Origin of the sequence: Streptomyces aurantiacus (genome assembly GCF_001418335.1) — a bacterium.
Lineage (GTDB): Bacteria > Actinomycetota > Actinomycetes > Streptomycetales > Streptomycetaceae > Streptomyces > Streptomyces aurantiacus.
In genome coordinates this window covers 25,653-45,708 of sequence record NZ_LIPP01000004.1, presented here as the reverse complement: position 1 = coordinate 45,708, position 20,056 = coordinate 25,653, and the positions used below count along the sequence as shown (strand labels likewise).

Genomic DNA, 20,056 nt, shown 5'->3' with positions numbered 1-20,056 from the left:
CCCTGTTACCGACGGGTACCCAAAGAGCGCGGGCGGGCATACCCTGCGCCTCATGACGGACTCGCAGGCCCCAGGACAGGCCCCAGGACAGGCCCCAGCACAGGACTCGGCGCAGGACGCGGCACAGGACCCGGCGCAGGACGACCCGGCGCAGGCTCCGGCGAAGACCGGCACCAACCCCCTCGCGCCCGCGCCCGAAGGCGCCCGTACAGCTGCCGACGTGGTCACGCCGGAGCTGATAGCCCAGCTCACGCGGGGCGTGGTCGGCTCGGGCCGCACCGCCAACCACACGCCGTTCACCGGCGAGAAGCTGGCCGACCTGCCCGAGTCCACCCCGCAGGACGTGGAGCTGGCCTACGAGCGGGCCCGCGCGGCCCAGTCCCTCTGGGCGCAGACCCCCGTCAGGCAGCGCGCGGCCGTCCTCCTGCGCTTCCACGACCTGGTGCTCGCCCGCCAGGCCGAGGTGCTCGACCTGATCCAGCTGGAGACCGGCAAGGCCCGCCTGCACGCCCACGAGGAGGTCCAGGCGGTCGCCGTCGCGGCCCGCCACTACGGCCGCAGGGCCCCCTTCTACCTGCGCCCCAGGCGGCACGCGGGCGCCATGCCGACCCTCACCAAGGTCACCGAGCTGCGCCACCCGCGAGGCGTCGTCGGCCAGATCGCCCCCTGGAACTACCCGCTGGAACTCTCCGTCGGCGACGCGCTGCCCGCCTTCGTCGCGGGCAACGCCGTCGTGATGAAGCCCGACACCGAGACCTGCCTCACCGCCCTGTGGGCCCGTGACCTGCTGATCGAGGCGGGTCTTCCGGCCGATGTCTTCCAGGTCGTCCTCGGCGAGGGCCCCGTCGTCGGCCCGGAGGTCGTCAAGCACGCCGACTACGTCTCCTTCACCGGCTCCACCCGTACGGGCCGCGAGGTCGCCCGGAGCGCGGCGGCCCGGCTGGTCGGCGTGTCCCTCGAACTCGGCGGCAAGAACGCCATGCTGGTCCTGGCGGACGCCGACGTCGAAAGGGCCGCGGCCGGCGCGATCCGCGCCTGCTTCTCGTCGGCCGGCCAGCTGTGCATCTCCATCGAACGGCTGTACGTCCATGAGTCGATCGCGGACACGTTCCTGGAGCGGTTCGCGGCGAGGACCCGGGCCATGCGGCTCGGCACGTCCCTCGCGTACGGGGCCGAGATGGGCTCGCTGGTCGGCGAACGCCAGCTGGAGACCGTGACCCGGCACGTGGAGGAGGCCGTCGCCAAGGGGGCGACGGTCGTCGCGGGCGGGGTCGCGCGCCCCGACATCGGCCCGTACTTCTTCGAGCCGACCATCCTCGACGGCGTCGAGGCGCCGATGGCGGTCTGCGGCGAGGAGACCTTCGGCCCGGTCGTGTCCGTCTACCGCTTCGCGGACGAGGACGAGGTGATCGAGGCCGCCAACGCCACGGCGTACGGCCTCAACTCGTCGGTCTGGACGAAGGACGGCCGTCGCGGCGCGAAGGTCGCGGCCCGGCTGCGGACCGGCACGGTCAACATCAACGAGGGCTACGGGCCCGCGTACGGCAGCGTCCAGTCGCCGATGGGTGGCATGAAGGACTCCGGCCTCGGCCGCCGCCACGGCTCCGAGGGCATCCTCAAGTACACGGAGGCCCAGACGGTCGCCCAGCAGCGCCTGCTGCCGATGGCCCCGTCACTCGGCATGGACGACGAGAAGTACGCCGCTTTCATGAGCCGCAGCCTGCGCCTGATGAAGGCGTTCAGGTTCAGGTAGGCGCCCCCGTCAGGGGCTCGGGCCCCGTAAGGGGCGCGGGGAACCGCGCGACCAGCCACAGAGCACCCGCACTGCACACTCAAAGGGGAGAAGGCACGTGCCCAAGGACGCTTACGACTACGACGTCATCGTCGTCGGCTCCGGCTTCGGCGGATCCGTCACCGCCCTGCGCCTCACGGAGAAGGGCTACCACGTCGGCGTCCTGGAAGCAGGCCGCCGCTTCGACAGAGGCACGCTCCCCAAGAACTCCTGGGACCTCAAGAACTACCTCTGGGCGCCGAAACTCGGCATGTACGGCATCCAGCGCATCCACCTCCTCGGCAACGTCATGGTGCTCGCGGGCGCAGGCGTCGGCGGCGGCTCCCTCAACTACGCCAACACCCTCTACGTACCGCCGAAGCCGTTCTTCGAGGACCCGCAGTGGAAGGACATCACCGACTGGCAGGAGGAGCTGAAGCCGTACTACGACCAGGCGCAGCGCATGCTCGGCGTACGGCTGAACCCGACCATGACCCCGTCGGACGTCCATCTCAAGGCGGCCGCCGGGCGGATGGGCGTGGGCGACACCTTCCACCTGGCGCCGGTCGGTGTCTTCTTCGGTGACGGCGAGGACGCCGACGGGACCGTGAAGGCGCAGCCGGGACAGCAGGTCGACGACCCGTACTTCGGCGGCGCGGGACCGGCCCGCAGCGCGTGCGCCGAGTGCGGCGAGTGCATGACGGGCTGCCGGCACGGCGCGAAGAACACCCTCAACGAGAACTATCTGTACCTCGCCGAGAAGGCCGGCGCGGTCGTCCACCCGCTGACGACCGTCGTCTCCGTCACGGAGGACTCGCAGGGCGGGTACGCCGTCTCGACGCTGCCGACGGACCGCATGCGCAAGGGCGAGGGGCGCGTCCTCAAGGCCCGCCGGGTGGTCCTCGCGGCCGGTACGTACGGCACGCAGACCCTGCTGCACCGGATGAAGGCGGGCGGTCAGCTCCCGCACCTGTCGGGCAGGCTGGGTGAGCTGACCCGTACGAACTCCGAGGCGCTGGTCGGCGCGCAGACGACCGACCGCCGCTACCGCAAGGCCACCGGCGAGGCGAAGGCCGACTTCACCCGCGGGGTGGCGATCACGTCCTCGATCCACCCGGACGCCAACACCCACATCGAGCCCGTCCGCTACGGGAAGGGCTCGAACTCGATGGGCAGCCTGTCGATCCTCCAGGTCCCCTACTCGGAGGGCTCGTCGCGGGTGCTCGGCTGGCTGGTCAACGCGGTGAAACACCCCACCCTCGTGGCCCGTTCGCTCTCCAACCGCCGCTGGTCGGAGCGGACCATCATCGGCCTGGTGATGCAGTCCCTCGACAACTCCCTGACGACGTACCTGAAGCCGAAGGGGGCGGGCAAGGGTTTGCTGACGGCACGCCAGGGCCATGGTGCCCCCAACCCGAAGCAGATCAGGGCGGCTTCGGAGGGCGCCTCCGCGATCGCCGCCGAGATCAACGGCTTCGCGGGTTCGAACGTCGGTGAGCTGATGGGCACGCCGCTGACCGCCCACTTCCTGGGCGGCTGCCCGATCGGCGCGACGGCGGACGAGGGTGTCATCGACCCCTACCACCGGCTGCACGGACACCCGGGCATCTCGGTCGTCGACGGCGCCGCGATCTCGGCGAACCTGGGCGTGAACCCGTCGCTGACCATCACCGCGCAGGCCGAGCGCGCGATGTCGTACTGGCCCAACAAGGGGGAGGCGGACCCGCGTCCGGCACCCGGCGCCGCGTACGAGCGCCTGAAGCCGGTCGAGCCGCTGAAGCCCGCGGTCCCGGCGGACGCCTTCGGCGCCCTGAAACTGCCGTTCCTGGGCATGCCGACCATGCCCCCGAAAAAGTAACCGCACGCCCCCATCCGGTCCCATCGGGCCCATCGGGCCCAAAAAAGACGAAGGACCTGCGCCCCCCTCCGAGCGCAGGTCCTTCGTCTTCTTGTGCGTGAAGCGGGTTACGCCTTACGCGTCTTGAGCAGCCCAGGCGCCCCGTCAAAGGGCGCGGGGAACTGCGCGCCAAGCCCCCACCGACCCGCAGTCGTCACTGCGGGCCAAGCGGAGCGTTACGCGTCGCTGCCGGCCTTACGACGACGAGCGATGAACACCGCACCCGCACCGGCGACCAGCGCGGCCCCGCCCACCAGACCGATGGTCGGCAGTGCGGAGTTGGACCCGGTCTCGGCGAGGTTGCCGGTCGGCAGGTCGGAGACGTTGCCCTGCGGCTTCTTCACCGGGTCCTTGCTGTCGCCGTTGTCGTTCGGCGTGGCGGTACCCGGCTTCGGGTTGGTCGAGCCGGCCTTCAGGACCTCGAAGTCGTACTGCGCCCAGCCCTCGGCGATGCAGTCCTGGCCGTCGATGTTGTCGACGTAGGCACCGGAGCCGAAGGAGTACGAGTCGCCGGCCGGGGCACCCTTGTCGACGCTGAAGCGCAGGTCGACCGTCTGGCTCGCCTTGGCCTTGAGCGCCTCGACGTAGAAGAAGTAGTCACCGGCCCAGTTCTCGTCGCCGATCCGCTCCCACTTGCCGGACTCGTCGTTCTTGAACTCCAGCGTGACGTACTTGCTCAGGAACTTCGACTCGTCGAGCTCGTAGTTCTCGATCTCGGCGTAGAAGGCCACACCCTTGAGCTCTTCCTTCGACTCGTTGGTGACGACGAGTTCGAAGGGGTGGGCGCCGTCGCCCGCGACGATCTTGCCGGGCAGACCCTTGATGTCCGCGGAGACCTTGGCGTCGCCGTAGTTCTCGTCGAGGTCCTCGCAGTACGGAGCGTCCTCTTCCGGGTCGGTCGGCTCCTCGCTCGGATCGGCCGACGCGGACGGCGACCCGGAGGGCGGCGTCGTGGTGACACTGGTGCTCGGGTCCGGCGTGGCCGAGGGGATCTCACTGCCCGGAGGCGTCGTCGAGGGCGGCGTGGCGGACGGCGACGTGGTCTCGGTGGTGGACGGGTCCGGGGTCGGCGACGTGGACTCGGACCCGGTGGGCTCGGTCCCTGTCGCGAACGCGGCCGGAGCCGACAGCAGGGTGAGCGGGGCGATGACAGCCGTCACGGCCGCAGCGGCCATGACACGACGAAGCTTCATGAAGACCTCGGAAAGTCCGGTGTGCCGCAACGTAACGGCACGAGATTCGGGAGGCCTCCGCGTGGCGGGCGCGGGTACGGCCGTTGGTTCCGAAAGTGAGACCTGTGACCCCTGTGAAGGGTTGTCCTGAAACTCACAGAATTTTTATGTGGCCTGGGTCACATGCGGGGTCGACTTGTGAACTCCCGTGCCGACACCCTAGAACTGACCGTCGGTCGGCTGTCGAGCACGTCGATCAGTAAGTTGATCAATACGTCGAACAGCGAGTCGGCCGTCGGGCCGGCGATGGGGGAGAGGCGCGAGGGCCGTGACCGAGAAGTCGTCCGAAAAGTCACCCGAGGAGCCCAGCGAGCCAGGGGAGTCGAGGGGGGCAGCGGAGTCGAGGGAGCCGGGAGAGTCCATACCGGACGACGTGTGGGAACGCTTCGTCCAGGACAGCGAGCGGGACATCCGGACCTCGGAGGCGCCCAAGGAACCGTCCGCGCGCGCCCGCATGGTGACCGAGCGGCTGCGGCAACAGGAGGCCCGCGGCGAACTGCCCCAGGGCTGGCGCACGGATCCCGTCGGACAGGGGGCGAGCGGGCGGCAGGCCCGGCGCCGCAAGATGTGGACGATCATCGGCATCCCGCTCGCGCTCGCGGTGGCCGTGGTCGCGATGAAACCGTCCCTGCTGCCGGGCGACCTGTTCGGCACGGACTCGGGCACGGGTACGAGCACGGGCACCGGCGTCGGCACGGGCACGCGCCCACTCCCCGCCGAGACGGTGCCCGAGACCGCGGCCCCGGGTTCCGCGCCCGGAACCCCCACCCTGGACGAGCCCTTCGCCGGCTCCCCGGCCGCGCGGTACGCCGACGGCGCCGCCGGGATCGTACTGCCGGAGGCGAAGGCCGTCGGCGCGTTCTCCAAGGCCCAGGTCGCCCAGGCCCTGGAGCAGACCAGAGCCCTGCTCGTAGACGCGAATCTCGACCGCGGGACGCTGCTCGGCGCCACCCCCGAGACCGTGCTCGACAAGGTGCTCGACCCCAAACAGCCCGAGCTGGTCGACGACCTGCGGTCCCGGCTGCGCAAGCCCGGCAAGGACGACGATCCACTGCGCCTCTTCAGCCGCTTCGACGCGAAGGAGGTGCGGCTCGTCGGTGACGTGGTCAAGACCCGTGGCCGTACGACGTTCGAGGCGGGTGCGGACGGCGCGGTGGACATCCACGTCGACTACACCTTCGTCTACGCGCTGGCCCCGGCCGACCCGGACTCCACCGAGGTGGCCCGCACCATCGTCCGCCGCGTCATCGACCTGCAGATGGCCGATCCGGCGAAGGTCCGGGTCACGCCGGGCAGGCTGGCGATCATCCGCTACGACGACGACGTCGCCAACTCCGCCTGCGAGGTCTACGACGGCTTCCTGCACCCGCGGCTGTCCTCGGCCGATCCGACGGGCGCGCCGCCGAGCGGGCCCACGGTCGACCCGTACGACCGGAGCCGGGACATCGGTGACGACTCCGAGAGCCAGCAGTGCGGGACGGTGTCCCGGACATGACGCCAAGGATCCCGAAGATGGCGACGAGGACGAGGACGAGGACGAGGGCGAGGGCGAGGACGGGGACGGGGATCGCCCGGCCCGTGGTGGCCGTATCGGCCGTGGCCGCCCTCGCCTGCGCGGCGGCGTGCGGCGGAGGCGGCGCCGACCAGGGCGGAAAGTCGTCGCGCCCGACGGCGAGCGAACAGACGACCGCCGGTCCGAAAGAGAAGACCCCTACGCAGGACGGCCAGGACGGCCAGGACAGTCATGACGGTCAGGAGAACGAGGACAGCCAGGGCTCACAGGGCGGCGGCACGTCGGACGCGCAGAAGGCGGACGAGCGGCCCCTGACCAAGGCGCAGTTGAAGAAGGCCGCGCTCGTGACGGCTGATGTGAAGGGCTTCGAGGTCAAGGAGTCGGATGGCGCGGACCTCCTGGGCCGGTCCGTTCCGGCGGCGCCGTCGAAGTGCCAGCCGGTCGCCGACATGTTCCTGTTCGCCACCGACCCGGCCTCGGAGGACGGAGTCAGCCGCGGTGTCGCTGCGAAGGACGAGACGGACGCCTCGGTACACACGTTCGCGCTTCTCTCGTACGAGTCGGGCAAGGCCGACGAGGTGATCGACGGCCTGCGTTCGGCGACGAAGAACTGCACCGGCTACCGGCACGCCGGCTACGACTACAAGGGCGTGAAGGCGCTGGCCGACCCAGAGCTGGGTAACGAGTCCGTCGCGTACCGGATGGTCGCCTCCATCGAGGGAGCGCAGGTGCCTGTCGCGTACACGGTCGTCCGCGACGGTACGACGCTGGTGGCCTTCAGCTCGATGAACCTGCTGGACGCGGACAAGATCGAGGTCCCGGCCAAGCTGGTCGAGGCGCAACTCGCCAAGCTGACGAAGACGACCGGCTGAGACACGGGGCAGAGGCAGGTGACAGAGAGACGGGAAAGCGAAGGGCCCCGCGGGACGATCCGCGGGGCCCTTCGGGGTCAGCACCGACGTCAGGGCAGCGCCGGTGCCTTGGGAAGCGGCGCCGGGGGGTAGCGCCGCTTGTTGGCTTGTCCGCCGGTCTGCACTCCGGCGCACTCGGGGAGTGCGCGTGGTATCGACCAATGGCGGTAGGGCGGTGCAATACGGATGTCTGCTTGGTTTTGGGGGTTGTTCTAGGCATCGTGCTCGATGGGCCGCGGCCTTCGCAACCGTTTCGACCGCCCTTGCACAGATTCCGGCGGTCGGCTCCGAGCGTCCCCGGAGCCGACCTTCTGGGATGACCGGGCCGCTGTCCCCTGCCGTCCGGTCACTTCTCCGGAACGAGGTCCCACGGCGCACATGCGTACGCCTCCCGTTCCAGCGGAGCCACGCGTGGTTTTCTTCGGGCCCGCCCCTGGCTGACACGGACATCGGGACAACGAAGCCCGCGGCGGGGCAGTCACGTGCCGTACGGGTGAGAGGGAGTGCGTACGTGAGTGCACCGGACATCCGTCGTACGGGGATGGCGTACGGGAATGGCCTGCGCGGACGTCGTACGTGGCTGCCCGTAGGCGGATGTCATGGGCGCGCGCACTCAGATGCGGCCCCGGCACAGCTCCAGCAACGTCATCGCGAGCGAGGTGCCGGGCTTGCCCAGGGCTTCCCGGTAGTGGCCGAGCACCTCCATCTCGCGCGACAGGTTCACGCGGCGCCCGCCGGAGGTGATCCGGGCCTCCTGGACGACGGCCGAGACGGCCATGCGTTCCTGGACCAGACCGATGATGCGGTCGTCGAGGGCGTCGATGCGTTCTCGGGCGCCGGTGATCACGCCGGCGGCCTCTTCGGTACGGGCGCCGGTCTTGTCCGCGGTGGGGGCCGGACCCGGGGTGGCTGTGCTCATCTCGTGGGCTCCTCTTCGGATGAGGTGCCCCGGAGCGACAAGGTCCGGAAAACGCAGGCGCCCCGGGCCTTGTCGGCCCGGGGCGCCTGGGAAGTCGCTTGTCAGTTGCTCAAGCAGCACGACCATGGCAGCCGGCGGGCCGGTTGCCATAGATAAAGACGAAGGTCTGGTGCGTGAGCATGAAAGCAGTATGCCCGCGAGGCCGCCCCCGGCCAAGCCGGTTCTTTCAGCCCGTCTGGGGGCACCTCCCAGCGGTAGCTGGGGGAGTTTGAGGACGAGCGTGTTCAGCGCGATGCGGGGGTCTGGGGGCGCAGCCCCCAGAAACGGACGGGAAGGGCAGGGGCGGCGGGGGCGAGAATCCCCGCCGTGAGCGCCGCACTCACGACCCCCGTTAGACTCGGAACCACAGCCCCACAGACCCGCCGGAAGGCAAACCGTGCCAGAAGCGTCCCCCGCCGCCACCCCCGACACCGTCCTGGTCGTCGACTTCGGCGCGCAGTACGCCCAGCTCATCGCCCGCCGAGTCCGTGAGGCCCGGGTGTACAGCGAGATCGTGCCGAGCACCATGCCGGTCGACGAGATGCTCGCCAAGAACCCGGCGGCGATCATCCTCTCCGGCGGCCCCTCGTCGGTGTACGCGGAAGGCGCCCCGCGCCTGGACCGCGCGCTCTTCGAGGCCGACGTCCCGGTCTTCGGCATGTGCTACGGCTTCCAGCTGATGGCGACCACCCTCGGCGGCACGGTCGACAACACGGGCGCCCGCGAGTACGGCCGTACGCCGCTGCACGTCTCCAAGACAGGCTCGACCCTGTTCGAGGGCACCCCGGCCGAGCAGTCCGTCTGGATGTCGCACGGCGACGCGTGCAGCGCGGCCCCCGAGGGCTTCTCGGTGACGGCCTCCACGGACGTCGTCCCGGTCGCGGCCTTCGAGAACGACGAGAAGAAGCTGTACGGGGTCCAGCACCACCCCGAGGTCATGCACACCACGCACGGCCAGCAGGTGCTCGAACACTTCCTCTACCGCGGCGCGGGCCTGTCCCCGTCCTGGACCACCGGCAACGTCATCGAGGAGCAGGTGGCGCTGATCCGCGAGCAGGTCGGCGACAAGCGCGCCATCTGCGGCCTCTCCGGCGGCGTGGACTCCGCGGTCGCCGCGGCCCTCGTGCAGAAGGCCATCGGCACGCAGCTGACCTGCGTGTACGTCGACCACGGCCTGATGCGCAAGGGCGAGACCGAGCAGGTCGAGAAGGACTTCGTGGCGGCGACCGGCGTCCAGCTGAAGGTCGTGGACGCCGAGGAGCGCTTCCTCACGGCTCTCAAGGGCGTCTCGGACCCCGAGGAGAAGCGGAAGATCATCGGCCGCGAGTTCATCCGGGTCTTCGAGCAGGCCCAGGCGGAGATCATCGCGGACGAGGGCCCGGAGGTGGCCTTCCTGGTCCAGGGCACGCTCTACCCGGACGTGGTCGAGTCCGGTGGCGGCACGGGCACCGCCAACATCAAGTCGCACCACAACGTCGGCGGGCTCCCCGAGGACCTTGAGTTCCAGCTGGTCGAACCGCTGCGCCAGCTCTTCAAGGACGAGGTCCGGATGGTCGGCCAGGAGCTCGGCCTGCCGGAGGAGATCGTCCAGCGGCAGCCGTTCCCCGGCCCCGGGCTCGGTATCCGGATCGTCGGCGAGGTCAACAAGGAGCGGCTCGACCTGCTCCGCGACGCCGACGCCATCGCCCGCGAGGAGCTGACGGCCGCCGGTCTCGACCGCGACATCTGGCAGTGCCCGGTCGTGCTGCTCGCCGACGTCCGCTCCGTCGGGGTCCAGGGCGACGGCCGCACGTACGGCCACCCGATCGTGCTGCGGCCGGTGTCCTCCGAGGACGCGATGACCGCCGACTGGTCGCGCCTGCCGTACGAGGTCCTCGCGAAGATCTCGACGCGGATCACGAACGAGGTCGCCGACGTCAACCGAGTGGTCCTCGACGTGACGTCGAAGCCGCCGGGCACCATCGAGTGGGAGTAGCGGGAGTAGCGATTGGTGCGGGGGTCAGCGGCGGATCGCGGTGGTTTCGCGGGTGAACTGGCGGTGGCCGATCAGTTTGTAGGCCAGCCGGGCCGGGGCCGGTACGACCTGTAGGAATTTCCGCCGTTCGGCGTCGTCGGTTTCCTCGGTGATGTGGCCGAGGAAGACCAGCCGTCGGGTGAGCGGGATCGCGCTCATGCCGTGTTTGCCGAGTGCGTCCCATTCGCTTTGCGTCAGTGTGGTGGAGACGATGGGGAGGATCGTCTGTTCCTCCTCGGCCAGGTGGTCGGTCAGTGTCGGCATCATGGCCTCGATGAGAGCGGCCATCCGCTCGCCGGCGGCGGCGTCCGCGCTCGCTGTCCATGCCGGCAGCTCGGCACCGACACCCGTCACGGCGTCGTCGACCTGGGCGTGCTGCGCGTCCATCCGGTCCATCAGCTCCGGGTCGAGGGTGGCTCGCTCGCGCAGCAGGGGAAAGAGCAGCTCGTCCTCGCCGGTGTGGTGCGTGTGGAGGAAGTCCAGCATCTCCCGGGCGTGTGCGCCGATGACCTTGGACCGTGCACGGTCATGTGCCGCGGAGCGCAGCAGTTGGGGGAGCCGGCCGAACTCGCGGCGGATGACGCGGTGGATCAGCACCATCTCGTGGGTGTCGACGCCGGGTCCGGAAGGGCACACGGGGCCCGGTCCGGAAGGGTTCACGGGGCCCGGTCCGGAAGGGTTCACGGGGCTCACCGTGACTCCTCGATCGCCGCTGCGGCCTCGATCGCCGCGGCGGCGTCGCGGACGGCTTCGCGCGCCGTGGTCGCCGGCCGGCCGATGAGCTTTACGAGGTCGTCGCTGGTGGTGAACAGTTCCCCGCGGGCCAGGCCGGCATCCGCGTCGGCGACGACGGCGGCCATCCCCGGGGGCAGCCCGGCACCGGTCAGGACGGCGGTGTAGTCGGCGACCGGCATGTCCTGGTAGGCGATGGGGGTGCCCAGGACGTCGCTGATGGTGGCGGCCAGTTCGGCCAGGGTGAACGGCGTGCCGCCCAGCTCGTAGGTGGCTCCCAGGTGCCCGTCCTGCGTCAGCACCGCGACGGCGGCAGCCGCCAGGTCACTGCGGGCGGCCGCGCTGACGCGACCGTCGCGCGCGCTGCCCGGCAAGGCGTGGTACTGGGTGATCATCGGGAGCTGATCGGTGTAGTTCTCCAGGTACCACCCGTTGCGCAGGACGACGAACTCCGAACCGCCGGCCCGCAGATACTCCTCGGTGCGGCGATGCTCGTCGGCGAGCGTCATCCGCGCGGTCGAGGCATTGACGAGGCTGGTGTACACGATCCGGGACACACCCGCCCGGCGCGCCGCGTCGATGGCGTTGCGGTGGTTGTCGAACCGCTCCCCGACCGTCGTCGTGGAGACCAGCACCATCGCGTCGGCGCCTGCGAAGGCCTCGTCGAGGGTGCTCGGGTCGGCGAAGTCCGCCCGCCGCACGGTGACCCCGCTGCGTGCGAGGTCGGCGAGCTTGTCGATGTCCCGGCCGGTGGCCACGATCTGCGCCGGCGACGTACCGGCGGCGAGGAGTTGATCGACGACGAGCCGGCCGAGATGACCCGACGCTCCGGTGATGACAATGGACATGATGTTTCCTTCGATAGGAGGTGTTTGGTGTGAGTGAACTAGGTGGGCAGCCGGTGAAATTGGCTAATTGGCTAATTGGCTATCTGGCTAATTCGCCAACTCGCTAACTCCAGCCGCCGTCGGCTTCGATGGTGGTGCCGGTGATGTAAGACGCGTCTGGGGAGAGCAGAAACGCGACCACGGCGGCGATTTCGTCGGGTCGGCCCAACCGGCCGAGTGCGCTCATCGAGCGGAGGAGTTCGGGGAACGGTACGTCGGTGAGTGCGGGGTGGATGTAGTGGGGGGCGTAGCGGGTCATGCGGGTGTTGGTGGCGCCGGGGGAGATCGCGTTGATGGCGATGTTTCGTTCGGCGAGTTCGGGGGCCAGATTGCGCACCATGGCCGGGATGGCGGCTTTGCTTGCCGCGTACAGGGCGTGGTGATGGACCGCCAGGCGTACGCTGACCGAGGAGCTGAGGATGATCCGGCCGCCGTCGGTCATCGCGGCGACTGCGGCCTGGGTGACGAACAGCTGTCCGGCCACGTTGGTCCGGAAGAGGTGGTCGAAGTCGGCCTGGGTGATGGTTTCCAGCGCGCCGAAGTGTTCGACGCCGGCGTTGCTGACCAGTAGGTCCAGGCCGCCGAACTCGGATACCACCGCGCCGACCAGTTCGTGGGTCTGCGCCATGTCACTGATGTCTGCCGGGAAAGCCGAAGCGGTGGATCCGTTGTCGCGGAGTTCGCCGACGAGCTCATCGGCGCCGGTCTTGTCGGATCGATAGTTGACCGCGACGGTGGCTCCCTGGGCGGCGAGCCGCCGCACGATCGCGGCGCCGATTCCACCACTGCCCCCGGTGACCAGGACCCGCTTGCCCGCCAGGCTTGATGTCGATGTCATCGCGCTACCTGTCTTCTTTCTCTGTTTTCTCTGTTTTCTCTGCTTTTTCTGTCTGCTCCGGACGCGAACAATCCTTGGGTCGCACCGAACCGTCCTCGTCGGCGCCGCCACACGAACTAGCACGAACTAGTCAGGAACATTGACTACCGTACTCGTGTGGCAGCTCCGAAGCCAACAGCGCAGGTGGGAAGTCGCCGAGGGGTGGACGGCGCGTGCGGGGCGCGGTGTGCGCAGCGTTGTGGCACGCGCTGCCGCGGTCCGGTCGGCGGCGATCCGAGCGGGGCGGCGTTGACGTAGGGTGTGGAACTCGCCGGATCAGATGAGTGATGGAGCCGAAAGCGGCATGGACGACGAGCAGCGGGACGACGAGCAGCGGGTTGATCTAGGGGTGGCGTTGTTCATCCCGTACCGGTACACCGAGGACCGGATGTTCCGGGCTCTGCAGGACGCCGGATTCGACGACTGGACACTCGCCCAGTGCCGGGTGTTCCAGCGCGTCGCCCCGGACGGTTCGCGCCTCACGGACGTCGCTGAGCAGGCACAAATGACCAAGCAGAGCGCCGGTGTGATGGTCGACCAGCTGGAGCGCCTGGGCTACGTCCGCCGGGTCCCCGACCCCACCGACGGCCGCGCCCGGCTGATCGTGATCGAGGAACGCGGCCGGCGGGCGGTCGAGGTCGCCAGGGCGACGCTCGACGAGATCCTCGCGGAGTGGAAGGCCTACCTGGGCACCCGCAACTTCGCGTTGCTGCACCAGATCCTGGATCAGCTCCGTGAGATCACCGACCCCTACGGACGCTGACCCCGGCCACGCCGAGTCACCCGCCTCCCCCGTTTCCGCTCACCCCGGACCGCCGGGACCGCCGGGACCGGCGGGCACCCGCAGGCTTCGACCTTGCCTTGACATAGACAGTTCTACTGACTAACTTTCCCGATGGGATCCTCGCCGCACGGCGCGCCGACACCCGGCAGCGGCCTGACGAGGTTCGATTCGGCCTTCAATAGAATGCGAAATGTCATGAGGTTTCTTGTCCTGGGAGCAACCGGTCGCACCGGCGTCCTCTTCGTCAAAAAGGCACTCGACCAGGGACACCAGGTCACCGCTCTCGTTCGGAGGCTCGACGCCACCGTTGACCCGCGCGCTCACATCGTCAGCGGCGACGTCACCGACGCCGCCGTGATCGCGACGGCAGCCCAAGGCCACGACGCTGTCATCAGTGCCCTCGGAAACGCCCCCGAAGCTCCCACGCTGATCACCGACACCGTCCGTGCAGTCATCACCGCCGCGAAGACATCAGGCGTTGACCGATTCATCATGGTGTCTGCGTTCGGAGTCGGCGACTCTCTCGCCAAGACCTCATTCCTCGTACGCTTCATATCCCGCACCATGCTTCGGAAGAAGTATGCGGACAAAGCCGCGGCGGAAGCGCTCCTGAAGGCAAGCGGTCTGCAGTGGACCCTCGAATACCCCGGGCCATTGAACGACGGAGGCATCAGCCGCTACACCGAGATCGTGCTTGAGGACGTCACGAAATTGCCGATCTTCCCCTCGACCTCTCGCGCGAACGTCGCCGACTTCCTCCTCCAGGCCGCCGTGAAAGACACCTTTGTCCATCAGACCGTCGTCGTCGTCAACGCCAAATAGGTCCCCGATGCGGGCCCCGAACCCCCACTCGTTACTGAGCTTACTGAACTCAAATGGTCATTTCGGGTCGGTGGTCACTCATAAGTGGGAAGGGTCCCGCTCAGGTCCGCCTGAGCGTGCGCACCGGTGCTCCCGGTTTCCAGATCTCGACGACCAGATATGTGTCGTCCTCGACGTAGGTCCGTACGACCTCCGTCAGCTCGGTGCGAAAGAGGTGGAACGGCTCCGGCGGTTCCACCTCTTCGACGTACCCGGCCTTCTCCGCCGGATCGAGGACCTCGACGGCCCGGCCCGCGATCCGTACGTCGCCGCCGGCCATCTCCGTGCCCGGACCCGGGTTCGCCTGCAGGGCGAAGCGCGGGTCCCGGTGCAGGTCCAGCACCTTGAGGGAGTCCGGCATCATGCCGAGCCACAACTCCCCGTGCAGGAAACGGACCTCAAGACCGGAGGTGCGGGGCGACCCGTCCTTGCGGAGGGTCGCCACGGTGTGGTGCGTGAAGGCCGCGAACCGTTCCTCGACGGTTCCGGCGAGCTCCGCTTCCGCGGCGCAGAAGGCCGCCCAGTTCGACGTCGTACGGTTCGTGGGAGTCGTGCGAGGCATGCGGGTCATACGAGGATTCTGGCGCCGATACCCGACATCCGGTGTCGCCTTTCCGCGCCGTCGTCCTTCGACGCCGTAATTTCCGTAGTGTCAGTGGCGTCTTTTCGGCAGGGTGTTCCTCGGACGACCTCTGCCGAAGAGCCGTTCCGCCGACCGCAGCCTCCGGGCGAGCCGGTCCTTCCGTATCACCTCACGGCGCAGGAAGAGCGCGAACACCGCGGCCATCGTGGCGCTCGCGGCAAGTGAGGACCGCCAGCCCACGGGGATCAGCAGCAGCGCCATGAGGGCCGCGCTCGCGGTCATGAAGACGGCCTTGCGGCGCCAGTCGGGGACGTCTCCGGCCAGGGCGTCGAACTCGATGCGGGCCCTGAGAAGAGCTACCGCCGGTGCCACGTCCGGCAGGGGCTTCAGCGTGCCGGGACGCATGCCCGGGGCGCGGCCCGCGGCGAGCCGGCCGAGCGCCGCCGTGCTGCGCTCGCGGGCCTCGGGGCGGGCGTCGCGGACCAGCCGGACCTGAAGTGTCTGGCCGAGTCTGCTCGCTCCCTCGTACCGGAACCCGTACTGCACGGCGACGTAGCTGAGTGCGGCGAGGCGGCGTGGGGATCCGAAGGCTTCGTCCAGGACGACCACGTCGCGCGTGGCGATCTGTCTGAGCATGTTCGCGATGAGGCGCTCGGTTCTCTTCACGGGCGCGACGAGGACAGGGGCGGGAACGGGTAGGCGGTCGTGGGGCGGCGCGGTCCGCGCAGCGGGTGGGGAAGGCGGTGCACGGGGGGTTCCTCCAGGGGACGTCGGCGCAGGTGCCCGACGGGTTCGTTGGCTCCGGTCAGGCAGACCAGCGACCTCTTACAACGGTTGTGCACTCTCTTCTCCGACATCTCTGTTCTCCTGTGCTGACCGCCGGTAACTTCCCGCCCGTAACCACGTACGGAGTCCGTTCCTCAGGGCTGGAGGACATATGCACGGGCCCACCCCGCCCCTGCCCCTTCCCACCGACAGACTGCGCTTCTCGATGCCGCCGATGCACGAGTCGCTCGACGACGAGCGCCGACACCGCAAGGAACGCCTCGCGGGCGCGCTGCGGCTCTTCGGGCGACTCGGCTTCGAGGACGGGGTCTCCGGCCACATCACCGCGCGCGACCCGGAGTACAGCGACTGTTTCTGGGTCAACCCGTTCGGGATGCCCTTCAAGCATGTCACCGTCGGTGACCTGGTGATGGCCAACGGGGAAGGGCAGGTGCTTGAGGGCCGCTACCACGTGAACCAGGCCGCGTTCACCGTGCACGCCCAGGTGCACGCGGCCAGGCCGGACGTCGTCGCGGTCGCCCACTGCCACTCGGTGAACGGGCGCGCGCTGTCCGCGCTCGGCGACCTGCTCGACCCGATCACCCAGGAGAGCTGCGCGTTCTACGAGGACCACGCGCTGTACGACGCCTACTCGGGGGTGGCCGTGGACGCAGAGGAGGGGCGGCGGATCGCCTCCGCGCTCGGTTCGTTCAAGGCGCTCGTGCTGCGCAACCACGGGCTGCTGACGGTCGGCGACTCGGTGGACGCGGCGGCCTGGTGGTTCCTGTCGATGGAACGGTCCTGCCAGGTGCAGCTGACCGCGTGCGCGGCGGGCCGCCCGGTGCTGATCGACCACAAGCAGGCGGTCGCGACGCGGGAGCAGACCGGCGGGGACCTGGTGGCGTGGATCAACTACCAGCCGCTGTGGCAGGACATCAGCCGCAGCGAGCCGGACCTGCTGTCCTGACGTGCTGACGTACTCATATGCTCACGTGCCTCGCCGGAACCGGAACCGGAACACGTGCCTTGCTAGAAGTCGCGGAGCACGGCCGCCTTCGTCGTCGCGAACTCGTCGTCGGTGAGCACGCCGTCGCGATGCAGTTCGCCCAGCTCCCTCAGCCGGCGCAGGAGTACGTCGTGAATGTCCTGCGGGGGCACTTGGGGTGCCTGGGGTACTTGTTGGGATGTCCCGGGTCCCTGGGGCGGTATGGAGTCCCCGGGGGCGGACAGCAGCCGGGGCGGATCGCCCCGCGCGAGTTCGCCGGTCCGGACGGACGGGTGCGGGAGGCGGGCCATGACCGCGGTCGCGACGAGCGCCGTCAGCAGGTCGCGCCGCGCGCTGCCCCACAGGTCGAGCGCGAACGGGTCCTTCTCCGGCGGCAGTTTCGAGAACACCGAGTCGCGCGTCACGAAACGCAGGAACCCGTCCTCGTAACCGGAGTTGGGCAGCCACTCCACCTGCACGAGATCCGGCAGCCCGATGATGCGCGGGCCCGTCGCGCGCTTCACCCGGTCCGAGGTGTCGCTCCAGTCGATACGGACCCGGGTGCCGTCGAAGGAGACCGTGCCGTCGCTGGAGCGCACCGAGACGGGCACGGGCGGGCCCGGCAGCAGATATTCCCTGGCCGGTTCCTTGGGGATCTGTTCGATGAGCAGGGCATGGCGGATCTCCTCGGCGACGTACTCGGCGACGCCCGAGCGGTCGATGGCCACGGACAGCCGGTACGGGTCCGCCGCGTCGGGCAGCCTGCCCCCGGTCGCCTGGAGCAGCGGGTCGGCTCCCTCGCGGAGTCTCAGGCGCAGGCGGCCGCGCTTGCGTTCGGGTTCGTAGACGACGCCCGCGACCGCTTCGAGGGGCACGGCGATCTCTCCGTACGTCTGCCGGAACAGCGGCACGGAACGGTGCAGTCCCGGGGTGATCCGGACCGTGCTGCCGTCGAAGGCCCAGGTTCCGTCGCGCTGGATGATCTCGGCCATACGGAAATTCTCGCAGCCGGGTCAACACGGGGGCGGGCGGTTCACCCGCGCTGACCAGACCTGGCGGCAGCGGGGGCTGTGGGGTACGGCACAATGCGCGTCGGCACGAGGCAGTTGTGCGGCTGCGCAGTTGTGCGGTGGGCGGGTGTACGGCCGATGAACATTCGACGGAGCGGTGCGGAAGGCGGCAAGGGGCGTGGCGGTGCAGGAGGCTGGACAGGGCGCGGGACGTGAGGCCGGCCGGAATGCCGGTCGGGGTCCCGACCGGGGTGCCGGCCGGGGCGGGCACGAGGGCGGCTGTACCTGCGGGGACTGCCCGCACGGGGCACGTGAGGGCCATCGGCGGGCCGTCGCCGCGTTCCTCGCCAAGCGGGACGAACTGGCGTCGGGACACGGGCTGCCGGCCGCGGTGGCGCACTCGGCCGGGGCCTCGCGGCAGTGGGTGTCGGACGAGCTGACCCAGTCCGCGGACCTCGTCGCCGAACGCGGCCGGGCCGAGGGGGAGGTCTGGCTCGGTCTCGTGTGGCGGCGAACCGTCATGGCCGTGTGGGGACTTGTCCTGATCCTGCTCCTGGTGCAGACGCTCACCGCGATCGGGGCGGGCTGGACGTCCGCGCGCACGGCGGGGCTGCTCGCGGCGGTCGTCGTGGCCGGGCTGCTGACCGTGGCCTCGTGGTTCCACCGGGCGCGGGGCGGGGTGCTGGCGCCGGTCATCGGTGAGGACAACCGGCTGTCCACCTCCCGTGTGGTGGCGGGCGGTTGGGTGCTGTTCGTCGTCTACGCGGTACTCGTGCTGGCGGGCCGGCTCGCCGGGGCGTCCTCGCACGCCGAGCGGGACTCCCTGATCGAGGGACTCGAACTCGCGCGCGGCGCCGGCATCGTGACCGTCCTCGCCGTCGTGTCCGGGATCGCCGTACTGGTGCGGCGCGTGGTGGGACTGCGGGTCCTCGGGCAGCGGCTGCAGAAGGTGCGGGCCGACCGGCCCCGAGCCGCCGACCTGATGACCGACGACTCCGGGCGCGGGAGCTTCGCGGACACGCAGTACGTGGTCCTGGGCGCCGTCGCGCTCGTGTTCGCGGCGGTGCGGCTGGCCCGGCGGCCCGAACAACTGCCGGACCTGCCGTGGGGGCTCGCGGTGGTGGTGCTGGTGTCGGCCGCCACGTACGTCGCCGCGAAGTACGCCGAAGGCGGGCGGCCGGTCATTCTCTCGGTCGTGCGGGCGCGCGAGGCCGGGGACTTGGACGCGCCGATCCGGACCGGGGACGACATCGAGATCCGCGGCGCCGGGTTCGTGCCGCCCGGGGCGCAGAGCGCGGACCGGCTGTCGCGGATGGTGGTACGGATCGGCGCGGTCCATGTGCACGTGCCGTTGGTCCCGGTGCCCGGAGGGTTCAGCAACCCGTCCGACGCGGTGCTCACCGTGCCGGTACCCGTGGACGTGGAGCCGGGGCGCGTGGAGGTCCAGGTCGTCACCGCGGCGGGCGTGGAGACGAACCGGGTGGAGGTCGACGTCACGGACTGAGACGGCACTCTTCTTCCTTCCCTTCATTCCTCTCCTTCCTTCCCTCAGGGGATCAAAGGGGATGTTCCGGTGTGCGTGGTGAAATTTGTGCGCCCGGTCTTGAGCGGGAACTCGCTGCCATACGTATTGTCTTGTTGAGGGGTGAACCGTTCGGCGGTTGAGAGGTGGCGGAGGCTATGACTCACGGCATGCGGATGGACACGCACTCCGGGTACGTGGACGGCGGCGGCGGAGGGGACTGGCGGGACACCGCCACCCGATACGCGTTGCTCCCCCTACGGGTCTTCCTGGGCGTCACCTTCATCTATGCGGGGATCGACAAACTCACCGACAGCGCCTTCATGTCCGACTCCGGGGCGGGCTCGATCGGCGACATGATGCGTGCGGTCCGTGACTCGTCCGCCATTCCCGCGCTCCTCGACCTCTCTCTCAAGAACCCCGTCGGCTTCGGCTATGCCATCGCCCTGGGTGAGCTCGCGGTGGGGATCGGCACGCTGATCGGCCTGCTGGCCCGCCTCGCCGCGGTCGGCGGAGCACTGATCTCCCTCAGCCTCTGGCTGACGATGAGCTGGGCCTCGGACCCGTACTACTACGGAAATGACCTCCCCTACTTGATGGCTTGGCTGCCCCTCGTACTCGCCGGAGCGGGCGTCTTCTCCATCGACGCCAAACTGAGGTCCAGGCGCAGGCGCCGAGTCGGCGCGTACTAGACCCCGCCCCGTCCGACTCGACCACTGAGAACTCAAGCCGCCGGTACGCGCCGAGGCGGGGC

The 20,056-nt window shown here is 69.6% G+C and carries 18 protein-coding genes; 10 read left to right on the top strand and 8 right to left on the bottom strand.

Translation table 11 applies throughout. The annotated features are described in order from the left end of the window. Window positions 1-52 precede the first annotated feature (52 nt). Both AOK01_RS00605 and AOK01_RS00600 read left to right on the top strand, forming a co-directional pair. Window positions 53-1,753 carry a succinic semialdehyde dehydrogenase gene (locus AOK01_RS00605; RefSeq protein ID WP_079103065.1) on the top strand — a complete coding sequence of 567 codons (1,701 nt, stop codon included), beginning with the start codon at window positions 53-55 and terminating at the stop codon, window positions 1,751-1,753. Window positions 1,754-1,850: 97 nt separating this feature from the next. Beyond that, entirely contained in the window at window positions 1,851-3,629 is a 1,779-nt protein-coding gene (locus AOK01_RS00600) for a GMC oxidoreductase (RefSeq protein WP_055507173.1), read from the top strand. A 215-nt stretch (window positions 3,630-3,844) separates the two neighbouring features. Here the strand turns inward: AOK01_RS00600 and AOK01_RS00595 are convergent, their stop codons facing one another. Beyond that, complete coding sequence (locus tag AOK01_RS00595) at window positions 3,845-4,861, bottom strand: LAETG motif-containing sortase-dependent surface protein (protein ID WP_055507224.1); 1,017 nt, start codon at window positions 4,859-4,861, stop codon at window positions 3,845-3,847. 307 nt (window positions 4,862-5,168) lie between these two features. Here AOK01_RS00595 and AOK01_RS00590 point away from each other — a divergent pair, with 307 nt between their 5' ends. Together AOK01_RS00590 and AOK01_RS00585 are read left to right on the top strand one after the other, a co-directional pair. After that, window positions 5,169-6,395 carry a hypothetical protein gene (locus tag AOK01_RS00590; protein ID WP_425424708.1) on the top strand — a complete coding sequence of 409 codons (1,227 nt, stop codon included), beginning with the start codon at window positions 5,169-5,171 and terminating at the stop codon, window positions 6,393-6,395. An 83-nt stretch (window positions 6,396-6,478) separates the two neighbouring features. Beyond that, window positions 6,479-7,285, top strand: coding sequence for a hypothetical protein (locus tag AOK01_RS00585; RefSeq protein WP_055507171.1), 807 nt, complete (start codon window positions 6,479-6,481; stop codon window positions 7,283-7,285). A 652-nt stretch (window positions 7,286-7,937) separates the two neighbouring features. Here AOK01_RS00585 and AOK01_RS00580 read toward each other — a convergent pair. Then, window positions 7,938-8,243 (bottom strand): chorismate mutase, encoded by a 306-nt coding sequence (locus tag AOK01_RS00580; protein WP_055507169.1) that lies wholly within the window; start codon window positions 8,241-8,243, stop codon window positions 7,938-7,940. 436 nt (window positions 8,244-8,679) lie between these two features. Between AOK01_RS00580 and guaA the strand changes: the two genes are divergently transcribed. Further along, on the top strand, window positions 8,680-10,257 hold the full coding sequence (gene guaA, locus AOK01_RS00575; protein ID WP_055507167.1) for a glutamine-hydrolyzing GMP synthase: 1,578 nt from the start codon (window positions 8,680-8,682) through the stop codon (window positions 10,255-10,257). A gap of 24 nt (window positions 10,258-10,281) precedes the next feature. Here guaA and AOK01_RS00570 read toward each other — a convergent pair whose 3' ends face one another. From AOK01_RS00570 to AOK01_RS00560, 3 genes are all read right to left on the bottom strand, one after another. Beyond that, entirely contained in the window at window positions 10,282-10,989 is a 708-nt protein-coding gene (locus tag AOK01_RS00570) for a hemerythrin domain-containing protein (RefSeq protein WP_213862032.1), read from the bottom strand. Next, complete coding sequence (locus AOK01_RS00565; protein ID WP_055507165.1) at window positions 10,986-11,876, bottom strand: SDR family oxidoreductase; 891 nt, start codon at window positions 11,874-11,876, stop codon at window positions 10,986-10,988. Before AOK01_RS00565 ends, AOK01_RS00570 begins: the two co-directional genes overlap by 4 nt. Before the next feature lie 103 nt (window positions 11,877-11,979). Beyond that, the gene (locus AOK01_RS00560) at window positions 11,980-12,753 is read right to left on the bottom strand and encodes an SDR family NAD(P)-dependent oxidoreductase (protein WP_063792681.1); all 774 of its coding nucleotides are present in this window, start codon (window positions 12,751-12,753) and stop codon (window positions 11,980-11,982) included. 343 nt (window positions 12,754-13,096) lie between these two features. Here AOK01_RS00560 and AOK01_RS00555 point away from each other — a divergent pair, with 343 nt between their 5' ends. Next, window positions 13,097-13,555, top strand: a complete 459-nt coding sequence (locus AOK01_RS00555; RefSeq protein WP_107099692.1) for a MarR family winged helix-turn-helix transcriptional regulator — start codon at window positions 13,097-13,099, stop codon at window positions 13,553-13,555. A gap of 216 nt (window positions 13,556-13,771) precedes the next feature. Beyond that, window positions 13,772-14,398 (top strand): NAD(P)-dependent oxidoreductase, encoded by a 627-nt coding sequence (locus AOK01_RS00550; protein ID WP_055507161.1) that lies wholly within the window; start codon window positions 13,772-13,774, stop codon window positions 14,396-14,398. A 100-nt stretch (window positions 14,399-14,498) separates the two neighbouring features. On the opposite strand, the gene AOK01_RS00545 is transcribed toward AOK01_RS00550, so the two are convergent. Both AOK01_RS00545 and AOK01_RS00540 read right to left on the bottom strand, forming a co-directional pair. Further along, window positions 14,499-15,008, bottom strand: a complete 510-nt coding sequence (locus tag AOK01_RS00545; RefSeq protein WP_245702003.1) for a pyridoxamine 5'-phosphate oxidase family protein — start codon at window positions 15,006-15,008, stop codon at window positions 14,499-14,501. Window positions 15,009-15,089: 81 nt separating this feature from the next. Beyond that, entirely contained in the window at window positions 15,090-15,686 is a 597-nt protein-coding gene (locus tag AOK01_RS00540; protein WP_055507159.1) for a hypothetical protein, read from the bottom strand. 271 nt (window positions 15,687-15,957) lie between these two features. Here AOK01_RS00540 and AOK01_RS00535 point away from each other — a divergent pair, with 271 nt between their 5' ends. Then, window positions 15,958-16,752, top strand: a complete 795-nt coding sequence (locus AOK01_RS00535) for a class II aldolase/adducin family protein (RefSeq protein WP_055507158.1) — start codon at window positions 15,958-15,960, stop codon at window positions 16,750-16,752. 62 nt (window positions 16,753-16,814) lie between these two features. Here the strand turns inward: AOK01_RS00535 and AOK01_RS00530 are convergent, their stop codons facing one another. Continuing rightward, a complete protein-coding gene (locus tag AOK01_RS00530) occupies window positions 16,815-17,762 on the bottom strand; it encodes a DUF4429 domain-containing protein (protein WP_055507156.1) in 948 nt (315 codons plus the stop codon). Between the two features lie 196 nt (window positions 17,763-17,958). Here AOK01_RS00530 and AOK01_RS00525 point away from each other — a divergent pair, with 196 nt between their 5' ends. Both AOK01_RS00525 and AOK01_RS00520 read left to right on the top strand, forming a co-directional pair. Then, window positions 17,959-19,284, top strand: coding sequence for a hypothetical protein (locus AOK01_RS00525; protein ID WP_055507154.1), 1,326 nt, complete (start codon window positions 17,959-17,961; stop codon window positions 19,282-19,284). 176 nt (window positions 19,285-19,460) lie between these two features. Then, window positions 19,461-19,994, top strand: a complete 534-nt coding sequence (locus tag AOK01_RS00520; protein WP_055507152.1) for a DoxX family protein — start codon at window positions 19,461-19,463, stop codon at window positions 19,992-19,994. The last annotated feature ends 62 nt before the right edge of the window (window positions 19,995-20,056 follow it).